This is a genomic window from Curtobacterium sp. PhB137 (genome assembly GCF_003814955.1).
Lineage (GTDB): Bacteria > Actinomycetota > Actinomycetes > Actinomycetales > Microbacteriaceae > Curtobacterium.
Genome location: NZ_RKQO01000008.1, coordinates 17,413 through 34,598, shown reverse-complemented (window position 1 = coordinate 34,598; position 17,186 = coordinate 17,413). Strand labels below are relative to the sequence as shown.

17 protein-coding genes are annotated in these 17,186 nt (G+C 71.4%); 15 read left to right on the top strand and 2 right to left on the bottom strand.

Going from position 1 to position 17,186, the window contains the following annotated elements; translation table 11 throughout:
* The first annotated feature begins 15 nt into the window (after positions 1-15).
* From miaB to dapF, 3 genes are all read left to right on the top strand, one after another.
* Positions 16-1,509: a tRNA (N6-isopentenyl adenosine(37)-C2)-methylthiotransferase MiaB gene (gene miaB / locus EDF28_RS14620; RefSeq protein ID WP_123938804.1), complete on the top strand. Its 1,494-nt coding sequence runs from the start codon at positions 16-18 to the stop codon at positions 1,507-1,509.
* A 94-nt stretch (positions 1,510-1,603) separates the two neighbouring features.
* Positions 1,604-2,515 carry a tRNA (adenosine(37)-N6)-dimethylallyltransferase MiaA gene (gene miaA, locus EDF28_RS14615; RefSeq protein ID WP_123939006.1) on the top strand — a complete coding sequence of 304 codons (912 nt, stop codon included), beginning with the start codon at positions 1,604-1,606 and terminating at the stop codon, positions 2,513-2,515.
* The gene (dapF, locus tag EDF28_RS14610; RefSeq protein ID WP_123938803.1) at positions 2,512-3,402 is read left to right on the top strand and encodes a diaminopimelate epimerase; all 891 of its coding nucleotides are present in this window, start codon (positions 2,512-2,514) and stop codon (positions 3,400-3,402) included. The genes miaA and dapF overlap by 4 nt, the downstream gene beginning before the upstream one ends.
* A gap of 198 nt (positions 3,403-3,600) precedes the next feature.
* Here the strand turns inward: dapF and EDF28_RS14605 are convergent, their stop codons facing one another.
* Positions 3,601-4,212 (bottom strand): class I SAM-dependent methyltransferase, encoded by a 612-nt coding sequence (locus EDF28_RS14605; RefSeq protein WP_123938802.1) that lies wholly within the window; start codon positions 4,210-4,212, stop codon positions 3,601-3,603.
* 61 nt (positions 4,213-4,273) lie between these two features.
* Here EDF28_RS14605 and hflX point away from each other — a divergent pair, with 61 nt between their 5' ends.
* Entirely contained in the window at positions 4,274-5,812 is a 1,539-nt protein-coding gene (gene hflX, locus EDF28_RS14600) for a GTPase HflX (RefSeq protein ID WP_123938801.1), read from the top strand.
* A 164-nt stretch (positions 5,813-5,976) separates the two neighbouring features.
* Here hflX and lexA read toward each other — a convergent pair whose 3' ends face one another.
* Complete coding sequence (gene lexA, locus EDF28_RS14595; RefSeq protein WP_123293903.1) at positions 5,977-6,621, bottom strand: transcriptional repressor LexA; 645 nt, start codon at positions 6,619-6,621, stop codon at positions 5,977-5,979.
* 235 nt (positions 6,622-6,856) lie between these two features.
* On the opposite strand from lexA, the gene EDF28_RS14590 reads away from it, so the two are divergent.
* The 11 genes from EDF28_RS14590 to EDF28_RS14540 all read left to right on the top strand — a co-directional run bounded on the left by EDF28_RS14590 (position 6,857) and on the right by EDF28_RS14540 (position 17,078).
* Entirely contained in the window at positions 6,857-7,234 is a 378-nt protein-coding gene (locus EDF28_RS14590; RefSeq protein ID WP_123938800.1) for a LysM peptidoglycan-binding domain-containing protein, read from the top strand.
* 75 nt (positions 7,235-7,309) lie between these two features.
* Positions 7,310-8,416, top strand: coding sequence for a histidinol-phosphate transaminase (locus EDF28_RS14585; protein WP_123938799.1), 1,107 nt, complete (start codon positions 7,310-7,312; stop codon positions 8,414-8,416).
* Positions 8,413-9,015, top strand: a complete 603-nt coding sequence (gene hisB / locus EDF28_RS14580) for an imidazoleglycerol-phosphate dehydratase HisB (RefSeq protein ID WP_111084605.1) — start codon at positions 8,413-8,415, stop codon at positions 9,013-9,015. The genes EDF28_RS14585 and hisB overlap by 4 nt, the downstream gene beginning before the upstream one ends.
* Positions 9,012-9,647 carry an imidazole glycerol phosphate synthase subunit HisH gene (hisH, locus tag EDF28_RS14575; RefSeq protein ID WP_123341022.1) on the top strand — a complete coding sequence of 212 codons (636 nt, stop codon included), beginning with the start codon at positions 9,012-9,014 and terminating at the stop codon, positions 9,645-9,647. The genes hisB and hisH overlap by 4 nt, the downstream gene beginning before the upstream one ends.
* 100 nt (positions 9,648-9,747) lie before the next feature.
* Positions 9,748-10,494, top strand: coding sequence for a bifunctional 1-(5-phosphoribosyl)-5-((5-phosphoribosylamino)methylideneamino)imidazole-4-carboxamide isomerase/phosphoribosylanthranilate isomerase PriA (gene priA / locus EDF28_RS14570; RefSeq protein WP_111084607.1), 747 nt, complete (start codon positions 9,748-9,750; stop codon positions 10,492-10,494).
* Positions 10,495-10,498: 4 nt separating this feature from the next.
* Positions 10,499-11,326 (top strand): SseB family protein, encoded by an 828-nt coding sequence (locus EDF28_RS14565; protein WP_123938798.1) that lies wholly within the window; start codon positions 10,499-10,501, stop codon positions 11,324-11,326.
* A gap of 103 nt (positions 11,327-11,429) precedes the next feature.
* Entirely contained in the window at positions 11,430-12,305 is an 876-nt protein-coding gene (locus EDF28_RS14560; protein ID WP_111084609.1) for a ParA family protein, read from the top strand.
* Complete coding sequence (locus tag EDF28_RS14555) at positions 12,289-13,092, top strand: ScpA family protein (protein ID WP_111084610.1); 804 nt, start codon at positions 12,289-12,291, stop codon at positions 13,090-13,092. The genes EDF28_RS14560 and EDF28_RS14555 overlap by 17 nt, the downstream gene beginning before the upstream one ends.
* Complete coding sequence (gene scpB / locus EDF28_RS14550) at positions 13,082-13,801, top strand: SMC-Scp complex subunit ScpB (RefSeq protein WP_243692392.1); 720 nt, start codon at positions 13,082-13,084, stop codon at positions 13,799-13,801. The genes EDF28_RS14555 and scpB overlap by 11 nt, the downstream gene beginning before the upstream one ends.
* Before the next feature lie 1,267 nt (positions 13,802-15,068).
* Positions 15,069-15,860 (top strand): pseudouridine synthase, encoded by a 792-nt coding sequence (locus EDF28_RS19600; protein ID WP_240347709.1) that lies wholly within the window; start codon positions 15,069-15,071, stop codon positions 15,858-15,860.
* 105 nt (positions 15,861-15,965) lie between these two features.
* Positions 15,966-17,078: a prephenate dehydrogenase gene (locus EDF28_RS14540; protein WP_123938796.1), complete on the top strand. Its 1,113-nt coding sequence runs from the start codon at positions 15,966-15,968 to the stop codon at positions 17,076-17,078.
* The last annotated feature ends 108 nt before the right edge of the window (positions 17,079-17,186 follow it).

Below are 17,186 nucleotides of genomic sequence, written 5' to 3'. Positions count from 1 at the left end.
TACACTGGGACGACCATGGCCACCGTCGCAGCGCGCCAGCGCACCTACGAAGTCCGCACCTACGGGTGCCAGATGAACGTGCACGACTCCGAGCGGCTGAGCGGGTCGCTGCAGGCGGCGGGCTACACGGCGGCGGACGGCGAGCAGGCCGACGTCGTCGTGATCAACACCTGTGCGGTGCGCGAGAACGCGGACAACCGTCTGTACGGCAACCTCGGGCAGCTCGCGGGCATCAAGCGCGACCACCCGGGCATGCAGATCGCCGTCGGTGGGTGCCTCGCGCAGAAGGACAAGAACGTCATCCTCGAGAAGGCGCCGTGGGTGGACGTGGTCTTCGGCACGCACAACATGGGCTCGTTGCCGACGCTGCTCGAACGTGCGCGGCACAACGACGAGGCGCAGATCGAGATCCTCGAAGCGCTCGACGTGTTCCCGTCGACGCTGCCGACCAAGCGCGACTCGACCCACAGCGGTTGGGTGTCGATCTCGGTCGGGTGCAACAACACGTGCACGTTCTGCATCGTCCCGTCGCTCCGCGGCAAGGAGAAGGACCGCCGCCCGGGTGACGTCCTCGCCGAGATCCAGGCGCTCGTCGACGACGGTGCGATCGAGGTCACGCTGCTCGGGCAGAACGTGAACTCGTACGGGGTCGAGTTCGGCGACCGTCAGGCGTTCGGCAAGCTGCTGCGCGCGGCCGGCGCCATCGACGGCCTCGAGCGCATCCGCTTCACGAGCCCGCACCCGGCAGCCTTCACCGACGACGTCATCGACGCCATGGCCGAGACCCCGAACGTCATGCCGCAGCTGCACATGCCGTTGCAGTCCGGGTCCGACCGGGTCCTCAAGGCCATGCGGCGGAGCTACCGGAGCGAGCGGTTCCTCGGCATCCTCGACCGGGTGCGCGCCAAGATCCCGAACGCGGCGATCTCGACCGACATCATCGTCGGGTTCCCCGGCGAGACGGAAGAGGACTTCGCGGACACCCTCCGCGTCGTCGAGCAGGCACGGTTCGCCAGCGCCTTCACCTTCCAGTACTCGATCCGCCCCGGCACCCCGGCTGCGACGATGGACGACCAGCTGCCGAAGCACGTCGTGCAGGAGCGGTACGAGCGGCTCGTCGCGCTGCAGGAACGCATCACCGCGGAAGAGAACGCCGCGCAGGTCGGCCGGAGCGTCGAGGTCCTCGTCGCGACGGGCGAGGGGCGGAAGGACGACGCCACCCGCCGGTTGTCCGGACGCGCCGAGGACTCGCGGCTCGTGCACTTCGCCGTGCCGGAGGGCTCCGCGGTCCCGCGACCCGGCGACGTCGTGACGGTCGAGATCACCCGCGCGGCCCCGCACTTCCTGATCGCCGACGACGACGCTCCACTGCGCATCCGACGCACCCGAGCGGGCGACGCCTGGGACCGCGCCGAGGCCGAGAGCTGCGGCGTGCCGACCCCGGCGGCGCCCGGCGACGGTCCGCGCCCGGTGTCGCTCGGGCTGCCGACGCTCCGTGTCGGGCGCTGACGCCCCCGTCGGGGACGGCCCCGAGCGCGACCCGGTCCAGCACTCCGAGCGCGGCCCGGCCCAGCACTGCGGGCTCGAAGCCTCCGACGCTGATCTGATCGCCGTCGTCGGCGCGACCGGGACGGGCAAGTCCGACCTCGGGATCGCGATCGCCGAACGCCTCCGCGCCGCCGGCCGGAACGCCGAGATCGTCAACGCGGACGCCATGCAGCTGTACCGGGGCATGGACATCGGCACCGCGAAGCTGTCGTTCGACGAACGGCACGGCATCCCGCACCACCAACTCGACGTGCTCGACGTCACCGACGAGGCGAGCGTCGCCGCGTACCAGGTGGCTGCCCGAGCCGACGTGGACCGGATCCAGGCGGACGGCGGCGTCGCCGTGCTCGTCGGCGGCAGTGGTCTCTACGTGTCCTCCGTCCTGTTCGACCTGGCGTTCCCCGGCACCGACCCGGAACTCCGCGCGCAGCTCGAGCGCGAGCACGACGAGCTCGGTCCGGGCATCCTGCTCGAGCGGCTCCGCGGCCTGGACCCGGCGGCCGCAGCGACGATCGATGCACGCAACCCACGGCGGTTGATCCGGGCACTCGAGATCGCGAGCCGGTCCGAGGTCGTGACCCCGAGCCTCCCGTCCGCGCCCCGCGCCTGGCGACCGTCCCGCATCCTGCACCTGCGACGGGATCGTGAGCAGCTGGTCGCGGCGCTGCACGCGCGTGCGGCGGGGATGTTCGCCGCCGGACTCGTCGACGAGGTCGCGGCTCTGCGCGAGCAGGGCATCGAGCAAGGGAAGACCGCGCGGGCCGCGATCGGGTACTCGCAGGCGCTCGACGTGCTGCGGGAGACCTCCACGATCGAGGCCGCGGTCGAGGCGACCGGCATCGCGACGCGCAAGTACGCCCGACGGCAGGTGTCGTGGTTCCGCCGCTACGCCGACGCCGAGACCCTCGACGTCACCGGAGCCGACCGCGGGGACCTGTCGGAACTGGCCCGTAGGATCGTCCCGTGACAGAGCTGCACTTCACCAAGGGCCAGGGGACCGGCAACGACTTCGTCCTGTTCGCCGACCCCGACGCCACCGTCGACCTGACCCCCGAGCGGATCCGCGCGATCGCGGACCGACGCTTCGGCGTGGGCGGCGACGGCGTGATCCGTGCGGTGCGGTCCGAAGCGATCCCCGAAGGTCGCACCCTGGTGGCCGTCGAACCCGCGGCGACGTGGTTCATGGACTACCACAACGCCGACGGCACGGTCGCCGAGATGTGCGGCAACGGGATCCGGGTGTTCGCGCGGTACCTGACCGAGTCCGGCCTGGTCGAGCTCGCACCCGGCGAGACCCTGACGGTCGGCAGCCGCAAGGGCCTGGTCGACATCCAGCGGACCACGAACGGCTTCGCTGCCGACCTCGGCCGGTGGGGGCTGGGCATCGAGGACGGCGGCTCGGACGACGTCATGGTGCGCGCCAAGAACCTCGACGGTGCCCGGCCTGGCATCGGCATCGACGTCGGCAACCCGCACGTGGTCGTCGCCGTCGCGACCGAAGACGAACTCGCCGACCTCGACCTGACCTTCCTGCCCGTGCTCGACCCGGCGCCCGAGCACGGCGCCAACGTCGAGTTCGTGCTGCCCGGCGACCCCCTGATCAACGACGGCGTCGGCGAGATCACGATGCGGGTGCACGAGCGGGGCAGTGGCGAGACGCTGTCGTGCGGCACCGGTGCGGTGGCTGCGGCCCTCGCGACGCGGTACTGGGTGGGTTCCGGTGCGCCGGACACCTGGCGCGTGCGGGTTCCCGGTGGCGTCGTGACGGTGCGGATGTTCGCGGCGGAGGACGGCGAGCACGTGTCGCTGTCCGGTCCCGCCGAGCTGGTGTTCTCCGGCGACCTGACGGTCTGACGCGGGGCGCGCGGGCCGCGGGCCGCGGGCCGCGGGGCGGGGCGGGGCCGCGCGGCGCGCTTCGCTTCGTGAGCAGAAATGGTCGGGTGCGCTGCGGCGACTCGACCATTTCTGCTCACGAAGTGGCGCGGGCGCGCAGCGCGCGCCCGGCGCGGCCCGGCCGGGCGGCGCGCGCGGCGCCCGGCGCCGCGCGCCCGCCTACGCCGTCCGGCGCACCCGGATGACGCGGAACCCCTTGTCGGTGGACGCCCGCGCGACGTGGAACCCGGCCCCGAGCGCACCGACGAGCCACTTCTGCAACGAGTCACCCCCGAGGTCCTTCGAGACCACGAGCCAGGCGTCGCCCTCGACCTCGAGCCGGGGCAGCCACGTCAGCAGGATCTCGTGGAGTTCGTCCTTGCCGACGCGGATCGGCGGGTTCGACCAGATCGTCCGGAACCGCAGGTCGTCCGGGACGTCGTCGGGCAGGGCGATGGTGACGTTCGACGCACCCGCGGCCTCGGCGTTGGCCCGCGCCAACCCGAGCACCCGTTCGTTGACGTCGACGCCCCACACCGCCGCGTCGGGGGAGTGCAGCGCCATCGTGATCGCGATCGGGCCCCAGCCGCAGCCGACGTCGAGCAGCGCGCCGTCGTGCGCGGGCGGCGGGACGGAACCGAGCAGCACACGGGTGCCGCGGTCGAGGCCGTCCGGGCTGAAGACCCCTGCTGCCGTGGTCAGCGTGAGCGACCGGCCGGCGAGGGTGACGTCGATCTGGCGTTCGCGGGTGTCCGATGACGGGTTCGCGGAGAAGTAGTGGTCGTTCGCCATGGATGAACCGTAGCGGGAACCCGGTGTGTCCGAGGCCCGCCGGAGGTACCCTGTGGACAGGATGACGGATACCCATCAGCAGAACGACCAGACCAACGACGACAGCGCAGACGGTGTCGTCGAACGGGTGTTGCGCAACGCCGACCGCCGCGCAGCATCGTCCATCTTCGCCCCCGCCCAGGCGATCCAGACCCGCTCGGTCGACGAGCACGGGTGGGACGGCGACGGCGACCAGTACGACCGTGAGGACCGGGCGGCCCTGCGCCGCGTCGCCGGCCTCTCCACCGAGCTCGAGGACGTCACCGAGGTCGAGTACCGCCAGCTGCGGCTCGAGCAGGTCGTCCTGATCGGCGTGTACCCGCACGGTGACGCCCAGGACGCCGAGAACTCCCTGCGGGAGCTGTCCGCCCTGGCCGAGACGGCCGGCGCGGTGGTCCTCGACGGACTCCTCCAGCGTCGACCGAACCCCGACCCGGCGACCTACCTCGGCAAGGGCAAGGCGGAAGAGCTCGCGATGGTCGTCAAGGCCACCGGCGCCGACACGGTGATCGCGGACACCGAGCTCGCCCCGTCGCAGCGCCGCGCGCTCGAGGACGTCGTGAAGGTCAAGGTCATCGACCGCACGGCCGTGATCCTCGACATCTTCAGCCAGCACGCGAAGACCCGAGAGGGCAAGGCCCAGGTCGAGCTCGCGCAGCTCCAGTACCTGCTGCCACGACTGCGCGGCTGGGGTGACTCGATGTCCCGGCAGGCCGGTGGTCAGGTCTCCGGCGGTGCGGGCATGGGTTCGCGTGGTCCCGGTGAGACGAAGATCGAGCTCGACCGACGTCGCATCCACACCCGCATGTCGAAGCTCCGCCGCCAGATCGCCGGGTTCCGTCCTGCGCGCGAGGCGAAGCGTGCCGACCGTCACCGCAACGAGGTGCCGAGCGTCGCGATCGCCGGTTACACGAACGCGGGCAAGTCCTCGCTCCTGAACCGTCTGACGAGCGCCGGCGTGCTGGTGCAGAACCAGCTGTTCGCGACGCTGGACGCCACGGTCCGCCGGACCGAGAGCACCAAAGGCCGCGAGTTCACCTTCGTGGACACGGTCGGCTTCGTCCGGAACCTGCCGCACCAGCTGGTCGAGGCGTTCCGCTCCACCCTCGAGGAGGTCGGCGAGGCCGACGTCATCGTGCACGTGGTCGACGGCTCGCACCCCGACCCCGGGGCCCAGCTCGCGACGGTGCGCGGGGTCATCGGCGACGTCGGCGCGCACGACATCCCCGAGATCGTCGTGTTCAACAAGGCCGACCTGATCGACGACGCACAGCGCCTCGTCCTGATCGGGCTCGCGTCGGACGCCGTCTTCGTGTCGGCCCGGACCGGCGAGGGCATCCCGGAGCTGCTCCGCACCATCGAGGAGCGCCTGCCGGAGCCCGACGTCGAGCTCACGGTGGTCGTGCCCTACGACCGCGGTGACCTCGTCTCCACGCTGCACGACGCCGGCGCGGTCGACTCCGTCGACTACGTCGAGGACGGCACCCGCCTGCGCGTGCGCGTCTTCCAGCGCCAGGTCGCGGAGCTCGATCCGTACGTGGTCGCCCCCGTCACGTCCTGACACCCGGTACCGGCTGACGGCCGGGAGGCCCGCCCCACGTCCGTCGTGCGGGTGCGCTCCGGCCGCGGTTCCGTTCAGCGCCGCACAACCCAAATCGGCTCGGACCACGAGATCTCGTGGTTCGAGCCGATTTCGGTTGTGCTCCGGTCAGTGCCCGGCGTGCTTCAGAGGGAGCGGAGGACTGCGACGACCTTGCCCAGCACCGAGGCCGCGTCGCCGAGGATCGGCTCGAACGCGGTGTTGCGCGGGAGCAGCCACGTGTGGCCGTCGCGCTGGCGGAAGACCTTGACGGTCGCCTCTTCGTCGAGCATCGCGGCGACGATGTCACCGTTCTCGGCGGTCTGCTGCGCACGGACGACCACCCAGTCGCCGTCGCAGATCGCGGCGTCGATCATCGACTCGCCGACGACCTTGAGCATGAAGAGGTCGCCCGAGCCGACGAGCTGCCGGGGGAGCGGGACGATCTCGTCGACGTGCTGCTCCGCCGTGATCGGGACACCGGCGGCGATCCGACCGACCAGGGGCACGAGCGTGGTGGCGTCGACGTCGGGTCCGGTGACGTCCGGCGTGGGCTCGTCGACCAGGACCTCGAGCGCACGGGGACGGTTCGGGTCGCGGCGGATCCAGCCGCCGAGCTCGAGCTGGCCGAGCTGGTGGGACACGCTCGACAGCGAGGAGAGCCCGGCTGCATCGCCGATCTCGCGCATGCTCGGCGGGTAGCCCCGCGAGGCGATGGACGCGCGGATGGCGTCGAGGATCGTCTGCTGCTTCGCGGTCAGCGGCTTCTGGCCCCGCAGTTCGTCCACCACGTCGTCTCGCTTTCGTCGGTGCTGAGCGGCCGTGGCGGGAATGTCGGTGGTCCCCGTTTGACTTGTCCCAGTCGATCGAAACAGTATCCGACCGGTCAACCCCGGACAAACACCTGTTCGAGCGTGTCGCAAGAAAACCCCGCAGAAATCCTCTCCCAGGACTTGTGCGTCGTCTGATTCGAAACTATGTTCGGTACACGACTTCGGTTCACCCGAACGGGAAGGCAAGAACGACATGAGCACCATCGCCATCGCTGACATCCAGCGCACCGCGGCCCCCGCCGTGCGCGTCCGCCTGCGCCTGACGCGCCGCGGCCGCATCGTCTTCACGACGCTCGCCGCGCTCCCCCTCCTCATCGTCGTCGCCTTCTTCGTCCTCAACGGCGGCCAGGCGTCCGCCGGTGACGCCGCCGCTGGTGGCGCTCGGACGCAGTTCGACAAGGTCACGATCCAGCCGGGCGAGACGCTCTGGCAGCTGGCCGAGGACACCGCGCCGAACGCCGACCCGCGCGATTTCGTGCAGGACGTCATCAGCCTCAACGCCCTCGACGGCTCCGGTCTGCAGGCCGGCGAGCAGATCGCCATCCCGACGAAGTACACCTCCGGCCAGTAGTCGCCAGACGTGGTCGTGGGCAGTCCCGTCCGGACGGCTGGTCGTCCGGTGGCCACAGCGGCCTACGATGGATCGGTGGCATTCACGCTCGAAGACCTCCCGATCCGAGACGACCTCCGCGGTCAGAGCCCCTACGGCGCTCCGCAGAAGCACGTCCGCGTCCAGCTGAACGTCAACGAGAACACGCATCCCGTGCCGGACGACGTGGCTGACGACATCGTCGCCTCGATCCGCCAGGCGCTCGCGACAGTGAACCGCTACCCGGACCGCGAGTTCACGGAGCTCCGCGAGTCGCTGGCCGGGTACCTCGGGCACGGCCTCACGGCAGAACAGCTGTGGGCGGCGAACGGCTCGAACGAGATCCTCCAGCAGCTGTTGCAGGCCTTCGGCGGCCCGGGGCGTTCCGTCCTCGGGTTCCCGCCCACCTACTCGATGCACTCGATCCTGGCGTCCGGAACCGGCACGACCTGGATCCCGGCGGAGCGCGACGACGAGTTCCGCATCTCACCCGAGACCGTCGTGGCGGCGATCGAGCAGCACCGACCGGACATCGTGTTCCTGTGCGGGCCGAACAACCCCACGGGCACACCGCTGCCGATCGAGACGATCGAGGCCGCGTACGCCGCGACCGACGGCATCGTGATGGTGGACGAGGCCTACGCCGAGTTCATGCCGGCCGACGTGCCGAGCGCCCTCACGCTGCTGCCCGGACGCGAGCGACTCGTGGTCTCCCGGACCATGAGCAAGGCGTTCGCGTTCGCCGGTGCACGGGTCGGCTACATGGCGGCACACCCCGCCGTGATCGACGCTGTTCGCCTCGTCCGACTGCCCTACCACCTGTCCGTCCTGACACAGGCAGCCGCCGTCGCCGCACTGCGCCACGCGCCCGAGATGCTCGCGATGGTCGACGACATCAAGCAGCAGCGCGACCGGATGGTGACCGAGCTGCAGGCCATGGGCTACCGGACGTACGAGACCTGGTCGAACTTCGTCCTGTTCGGTGGGGTCGCCGACCCGCACGCTGCGTTCGAGTCGCTGCTCGAGCGGGACGTCATCGTGCGCGACCTCGGCATCCCGAACCACCTGCGGGTGAGTGCCGGCACCGAAGAGGAGACCACCGCGTTCCTCGACGCCATGCGGCAGGTCGCCGCCGAGCAGCCGCCGGTTAGGGTTGGGGCATGACCGCGCGCACCGCCTCGATCAGCCGCAGCACGAGCGAATCGAGCGTCGAACTCGAGCTCGACCTCGACGGCACCGGCTCGTCCGACATCTCGACGAGCGTGCCGTTCTTCGACCACATGCTGACCGCGTTCAGCAAGCACTCGCTCATCGACCTGCGCGTGCGGTCGACCGGTGACACCGACATCGACGTGCACCACACGGTCGAGGACACCGGCATCGTGCTCGGGCAGGCGCTCAAGCAGGCCCTCGGCGACCGGTCCGGCATCGGCCGCTACGGCGACGCCCTCGTGCCCCTCGACGAAGCGCTGGCCCAGGCGGTCGTCGACGTCTCCGGGCGTCCGTTCCTCGTGCACTCGGGTGAGCCTGAGGGGTTCGAGTTCCACCGCATCGGCGGTCACTTCACCGGGTCGATGATCCGCCACGTGTTCGAGGCGATCACGTTCAACGCGGGCATCACCGTGCACGTCCGTGTGCTCGGTGGCCGAGACCCGCACCACATCGCGGAAGCCGAGTTCAAGGCGTTCGCGCGTGCGATGCGCAAGGCGGTCGAGCTCGACCCGCGCGTCGACGGCATCCCCTCCACCAAGGGCGCACTGTGACCGCGAAGCCGAACGTCGTCGTCCTCGACTACGGGTCGGGCAACGTCCACTCCGCCGCCAAGGCACTCGAGCGGGCAGGGGCCGAGGTCACGCTGACCTCCGACAAGCAGGCGGCGCTCCGTGCCGACGGCCTGCTCGTGCCCGGGGTCGGGGCGTTCGCCGCGGTCATCGACCAGCTCGAGGGCGTCCAGGGCGGCGAGATCGTGGACCACCGTCTGGCCGGTGGCCGTCCGGTGCTGGGCATCTGCGTCGGCATGCAGGTGCTGTTCTCCCGCGGCATCGAACGCGGAGCCGACGTCGAGGGGCTCGGGCAGTGGCCCGGCACCGTCGAGCAGCTCCAGGCCGAGGTCCTGCCGCACATGGGCTGGAACACCGTCCAGGCACCGGAGAACTCCGTGCTGTTCGACGGGCTGCACGACGAGCGGTTCTACTTCGTGCACTCGTACGGCGTGACCGACTTCCCCCTCGACGCCTACGGGCCGTTCCGTGCTCCCGGCCTGACGTGGGCCGAACACGGGCAGCGCTTCATCGCCGCGGTCGAGAACGGGCCGCTCACCGCGACCCAGTTCCACCCCGAGAAGTCCGGCGAGCCGGGCATCCGCCTGCTGACCAACTGGGTGCGCTCGCTCTGAACCCGACCCGCAACGGGCGCGACGGCGCCGCCGGACGCGCCACGGGCCTCCAGGCCGAACAACACCGCACCTTATCCACCGTGACGAAATCGACAGGACCATGACCGACCTCACCGACACCTCGCCCCTCGTCCTGCTGCCTGCCGTCGACGTGGTCGACGGCCAGGCCGTCCGGTTGACCCAGGGCGAGGCGGGGAGCGAGACCGGCTACGGCGACCCCGTCGCCGCCGCGCGCACCTGGCGTGACCAGGGCGCCGAGTGGATCCACCTGGTGGACCTCGACGCAGCGTTCGGTCGGGGCGACAACCGCAAGGTCATCGCGCACGCGATCCGCGAGGTCGACGGCGTCTCGGTCGAGCTGTCGGGTGGCATCCGCGACGACGCCTCGCTCGAGGCCGCGCTGGCCACCGGCGCTGCCCGGGTCAACCTCGGCACGGCGGCGCTCGAGAACCCGGACTGGGCCGCTCGGGTGATCGGCGAGTACGGCGAGCAGATCGCCGTCGGGCTCGACGTGCGTGGCACGACCCTCGCCAGCCGCGGTTGGACCGAGGACGCCGGCGACCTGTGGGAGGTCCTCGACCGGCTCGAGGCCGCGGGCTGCGCCCGGTACGTCGTCACTGACGTCACGAAGGACGGCACGCTGCAGGGCCCGAACGTCGAGCTGCTGCGCCAGGTGTGCGACCGGACCGACCAGCCCGTCGTGGCCTCTGGTGGGATCTCGACGCTCGACGACCTGCGGGCGCTGCGCGAGCTCGTGCCGTTCGGGCTCGAGGGCGCGATCATCGGTAAGGCGTTGTACTCCGGGGCGTTCACGCTGCCGGCCGCACTCGACATCGCCTCGGAGTAGCGGCGTGGCGGGGATCTCGAACGGGCGCGGAACCGGTCCGGACGCGGCAACCGGTCCCGACGACGCACACACCCCGGGTGGCGCGGCGGACTCGGCCGGTTTCACGTGGGAAGGCCGCACGTTCGACCATCACGACACCGCGTTCGCCGACGACGACGGTCTGGCCGACCCGGCGCTGACCGCGGCGATCGCAGGCGTGGCCGCCGGTGCATCGCAGGCGGCGGTCGTCCATGCACTGCGCACCGCCCGGCTGCTCATCCCGCTCATCGCCGAGGCCGGCGACCTCGGCGAGACCGACGCCGGCAAGCTCGTGGACAAGACCCAGGAGCTCTCGATCGTGACGGTCGCCGGGCCGGACGGGCGGAGCGTGATACCCGCGTTCACCTCGGTCGAAGCAATGCACGTCTGGGACGCCGATGCCCGGCCCGTGCCCGTCGAGTCACGCCGGGTGGCGATGGCCGCGGCGAGCGAGGAGACGCAGCTCGTCGTGCTCGACCCGAAGTCGGCCACCGAGTTCGTGCTGCGCCGTCCCGCGGTGTGGGCGCTCGGCCAGGACCTGCCGTGGACCCCGTGCTTCGAGGACCCCGAGGTCGCCCAGGCGTTCGCCGACTCGGTCGTGGGGGAGCGCAGCGTCGCCCGTGTCGAACTGACCCCCGGTGACCCGGTCGGACGCTTCGCCGGCCCGGAGCTGACCGTCGGACTGGTGTTGCACCCCGGGCTCGACCGCGAGCAGGTCGGCGAGCTCGTCGGACGCCTGCAGCAGCGGTGGTCGACGGACGCCGTCATCGCCGAGCGCGTCGACAGCATGCGCGTGGCCCTGCGGGCAGCCTGAGCGGCGACCGCGTCGGCCACGCACCCGGCCACGAGCAACGCAGACCCGGCCGTGCGCGGCGGTGCGGCCCCGGGCCGGCCGGCGTCGCCGGTACGATGGCCGGGTGAGCACGAACCCGACGACCAACCCCACCGGCGCGACCTCCATCGGTCCGACGGGTCGTCCTGTCCGGGAGTTCCCCGTGCCCGAGGAACTCGACAGCACCGGCCCCGCGCGCATCATCGCTCTCTGCAACCAGAAGGGCGGCGTCGGCAAGACCACCACGGCGATCAACCTCGGTGCAGCCCTGGCGGAGTACGGCCGCAAGGTCCTGGCCGTCGACTTCGACCCGCAGGGTGCGCTCTCTGCGGGCCTCGGTGTCCGCACGCACGACATCCACACCGTCTACGACCTGCTGATGGGCGCCGTGAAGGACCCGATCCAGGTCATCCAGCCGACGAACACTCCGGGGCTCGACGTGATCCCGGCGAACATCGACCTGTCCGCGGCCGAGGTGCACCTGGTCAACGAGGTCGCCCGCGAGCAGATCCTGGCGAGCGTGCTGCGCAAGGTCGCGAACGACTACGACGTGATCCTGGTCGACTGCCAGCCGTCGCTCGGCCTGCTCACCGTCAACGCCCTGACCGCGGCGCACGGGGTGCTCATTCCGCTCGAGTGCGAGTTCTTCGCCCTGCGCGGTGTCGCCCTGCTCATCGAGACGATCGACAAGGTGCGCGACCGCCTCAACCCGGCGCTGACGCTCGACGGCATCCTGCCCACCATGTACGACTCGCGCACCCTGCACTCGCGCGAGGTCATGGAGCGCGTCGTCGACACCTTCGACGACCGGGTCCTCGACACCGTCATCGGGCGGACCGTGAAGTTCCCGGACGCCACGGTCTCCGCTCGACCGATCACCCAGACGGCGCCGGACCACGCCGCCGCCCACGCCTACCGGCAGCTCGCACGAGAGCTCGTCCAGCGTGGCGCCGTCGCCTGAGTCGGGGTTCCGGGTCCGACTCACCAACTTCGACGGCCCGTTCGACCTCCTGCTGTCGCTCATCACGAAGCATGAGCTCGACATCACCGAGGTCTCGCTCGGCGCGGTCACTGGCGAGTTCATCCAGTACGTGCGTCAGGCCGAGTCGGCGGACGAACTCGACGAGGCGAGCGAGTTCCTCGTCGTCGCCGCCACCTTGCTCGACCTGAAGATCGTCGGGCTGCTGCCGCAGGGTGAGCTCGTCGATGCCGAGGACGTCGCCCTGCTCGAAGCCCGAGACCTGCTGTTCGCGCGGCTGCTGCAGTACCGGGCGTTCAAGCAGGCCGCCGACTGGTTCGGCGAACGCTGGGGTGTGGAGTCGCGTCGGCACGTCCGGAGCGTCCGGCTCGAGGAGCGGTTCCGCGCCCGCACGCCCGAGCTCGTGTGGACGCTCTCGGTGCAGGACTTCGCCGCACTGGCAGCGCTGGCGTTCGCCCCGCGGGAGATCCCGACGGTCGGACTCGACCACCTGCACGCGCCGCTCATCAGCATCCGCGAACAGGCCGCGATCGTCGTCTCGATCCTGCGGACACGCGACGGCGAGGGGGTCTCGTTCCGCGAACTGGTCGCGGGTGTCGACCAGACGGGTATCGTGGTGGCTCGCTTCCTCGCGATCCTGGAGCTGTACCGGAACGCATCGATCTCGTTCGAACAACTCGAGCCGCTCGGGGAACTCACGCTCCGATGGACCGCCGAGGACTGGTCCGACGAGAGCCTCGCCAACCTGGGAGCCGACTATGACGGATGACGTGCACGACACGTCCAGCGCCGAACCCGGCGGCGCCGACGAGATGGCCGACGCCCGCGCGATCGAGCACGAGATCCACGCGCGCGCCGAGCACGACCACGAGCACGAGCACGACCGCGCCCCGCAGGCGCACCCGGCGATCCCGATCGACCGCCAGCTCGAGGCGATCCTGATGATCGCGGACGAGCCCCAGTCGCTCGTCGCGCTCGGCGCCGCCGTGAACGCCCCCGTCCCCGCCGTCCGCCAGGCCGTCGAACGCCTCGTCGCGGACTTCGACGGCGTCGACGGCACCACCCGCCGCGGGTTCGAACTCCGCGAGGTCGGCGGCGGCTGGCGCTTCTACGTCCGCCAGGACCTGGACGCCGTCGTCGAGCAGTTCGTCGAGGCCGAGCGTCCCTCGCGCCTGTCGCAGGCCGCACTCGAGACCCTCGCGGTCGTCGCCTACAAGCAACCGATCACGCGATCCCAGATCGCGTCGATCCGCGCCGTCAACGTCGACGGCGTCGTCCGAACGCTGGTCGCGCGCGGTCTCATCGAGGAGTCGTTCACCGACTCCGAGACCGGCGCCATCAACTACGTCACGTCCGATCTGCTCCTGCAGCAGCTCGGCATCAACTCGCTCGACGAGCTGCCGCTCATCTCGCCCCTCCTGGACGACGGTGCGGACGGCTTCGGGCAGAACGAAGGGATCCCCGATGGCCGGGTTTGACGACCGGGGGCGCGGCGCGCCCCGAGACCGAGACGACCGCAACGGACGCTCAGGAGGCCCGGATCGCCCCGGGCGTTCGGCTCCCGGCCGCGGCGGGGCCGGCTCCAGTGCCGGTGGCCGCTCCGGCGGGTACGGTCGCGACGACCGCGGGGGCGCACGTCCGCCGCGTGACGACGACCGTCGTGGCGGCTACCAGTCGCGCGACGACCGCGGTGGCGACCGTGGTGGGTACCGGGGTCGCGATGACCGTAGTTCCGCGCCGCGTGATGACCGTGGTGGGTACCGCGGCCGTGACGACCGCAGCTCGGCTCCGCGCGACGACCGTGGCGGGTACCGGGGCAACTCGGCTCCGCGTGACGACCGCGGTGGGTACCGAGGCCGTGACGACCGTGCCGGCGGCGGCGACCGTGGCGGCTACCGCGGGAACTCCGCGCCGCGCGATGACCGTGGTGGCTACCGGGGTCGCGATGACCGCAGCTCGGCTCCGCGCGATGACCGCGGTGGCTACCGCGGGAACTCCGCGCCGCGTGACGATCGTGGTGGCTACCGGGGTCGCGATGACCGCAGCTCGGCCCCGCGCGACGACCGTGGTGGCTACCGGGGCAACTCGGCTCCGCGTGATGACCGTGGTGGGTACCGGGGTCGCGACGACCGCAGCCCCGCGCCGCGCGACGACCGTGGTGGGTACCGGGGTCGCGATGACCGCAGCTCGGCCCCGCGTGACGACCGTGGTGGCTACCGCGGGCGCGATGACCGCAGCTCGGCCCCGCGTGACGACCGTGGTGGGTACCGCGGGAACTCGGCTCCGCGTGACGACCGTGGTGGGTACCGCGGCCGCGACGACCGCACCTCGGCACCCCGCGACAACCGTGACGACCGTGGTGGCTACCGCGGCCGCGATGACCGCAGCGCAGCTCCCCGTGACGACCGTGGTGGCTACCGCGGCCGTGACGACCGCAGCTCGGCACCTCGCGACAACCGCGACAGCCGCGAGGACCGCCGCGGTCCCGACGGCCAGCAGAGCCGCGTCTGGCACAACGGCCGCCGCTACGTCGGCGGAACCACGAGCGTCCGCAACAGCGACCGCCCCGGCAAGGGCGGCAACAGCGCGGGCAACCGCACCACGCCGAAGCCGAGCGGTGAGCGCGACAGCCACGGTGCTCCGGTGGAGGGCACGCCCGAACGCCCGATCATCGAGGACTGGGACGCGGCGGACGGGACGACGTCTGCCGGGGCCGAGCCGGGCCTCCAGGCAGAGGGGGAGCGCCTGCAGAAGGTGATCGCCGCTGCGGGCGTGGCATCTCGTCGCGTCGCGGAGAACCTGATCGTCGAGGGCCGCGTGACGGTCAACGGGCAGGTGGTGGACGCCCTCGGGCGTCGTGTCGACCCCGCGACGGACGCGATCTCGGTCGACGGCGTGCCGGTGCAGATCGACTCCTCGCGGCGGTACATCGTGCTGAACAAGCCGACCGGTGTCGTCTCGAGCCTGCAGGACGAGCGCGGTCGCCGCGACCTGACCGAGTTCGTGGACCGCTACGAGGAGCGGCTGTTCAACGTCGGTCGCCTGGACACCGAGACCTCCGGGCTGCTCGTCCTGACGAACGACGGCGACCTGGCGCACGTGCTCGCGCACCCGTCGTTCGGCGTGCAGAAGACCTACATCGCGAAGGTGCACGGCAACGTGAACCCCGCCGTGGTCCAGCGTCTGACCGAGGGCGTCGAGCTCGAGGACGGTCCGATCAAGGCCGACAAGGTGCGGTTGCTCGAGTCCTCGCGGGGTGAGTCGCTCGTCGAGATCACGCTGCACTCCGGCCGCAACCGGATCGTCCGTCGCATGCTCGAGGCCGTCGACCACCCGGTCCTCGAACTCGTCCGCCGCTCGTTCGGGCCGCTGCACCTCGGCAGCCTGCCGCCGGGCAAGATGCGCGAGCTGGGCACGGTCGAGGTCGGGAAGCTGCTCGGCACCGTCCGCGACGCGAAGCCCTCCGCTCGTGACGACCGCGACGTCGCCCTCGACCAGGGCGACGACGACGAGTGGGACGACGAGACCGCGGACTGACCGCGACCGGCCTGCGACCGGCCCTCGGGCCGTGACCGCCACCCGGGCCGTGACCGCCACCCGGGCGTCGACCGATGCCCGGGTGTCGGTCGGTAGGCTTGCCCGGTGACCGACCTGAGCCCACCCGACATCGACCGCCGCGTGCGCGGCCCGGTGCGGGTCGTCGGCACCGGGCTCCTCGGCACCTCGATCGGTCTCGCGCTGCGCGAGAAGGGGGTCGACGTCGTCCTCGACGACGTCTCACCCGGCGCGTTGGCGCTCGCCGTCGACTACGGGGCCGGCCGGCGGCCCGAACCCGGTGACCAGCCGGAACTCGTGGTGGTCGCGGTCCCGCCGGACGTCGTGGCGACCGTCGTCGCCCGCGAACTGTCCGCGTACCCGGACGCCATCGTGACCGACGTCGCGAGCGTCAAGGCCGGACCGTTGACCGAGCTCGTGGCAGCCGGCGCGGACGTCACCCGCTACATCGGGTCGCACCCGATGGCCGGACGTGAACGCAGCGGACCGAGCGCCGCCCGCGCCGACCTGTTCGTCGGCAGCCCGTGGGTGATCGCCGGGCACGACGCCATCAGCTACCAGCGCGCCGCCGTGGTCGAAGACCTCGCGCTCGACGTCGGTGCGACCGTCGTGCCGATGGACCCGGCGTCGCACGACCTGGCCGTGGCCTACGTCTCGCACGTGCCGCAGCTCGTTTCGACGTTGATGGCCTCACGGCTGCGTGACGCCCCGGACGGCTCCCTCGGCCTGGCGGGCGGTGGCGTCCGCGACGTCACCCGTGTCGCCGCGAGCGACCCCGGCCTGTGGGTGCAGATCATCGGCGCGAACGCGGCCAACGTGCGGCGGGTGCTGTCCGACCTGCGCGACGAGCTGAGCGGCGTGATCGGGGCGCTCGACGACCCCGCCGCTGCCGGGTCACCGCGGACCCTGGCCGAGACGATCGCCGCCGGCAACCGTGGGGTCGAACGGCTGCCCGGCAAGCACGGCACCACCAAGCGCTTCGCCCAGGTGGTCGTCCTCGTCGACGACACCCCCGGGCAGATCGCCGCCCTCCTGACGTTCATCGGGGAGATCGGCATCAACCTCGAGGACATGCGCCTCGAGCACTCACCGGGCGCGCAGATCGGCATCGTCGAGGTGTCGGTCCTGCCCGAGCAGGAACAGCGACTCGTCGAGGAACTCGAGGGTCGCGGATGGAGGATCGCAGCAGCATGGGCCTGAACGACACGAACGCAGCGACGAACGACTCCGGTGTGACCGCCGACTCCGGCGTGACCGGCGGGCCGGACGGTCCGGACTCCGGTCTGCCGACCCCGACCCCCGGTGACG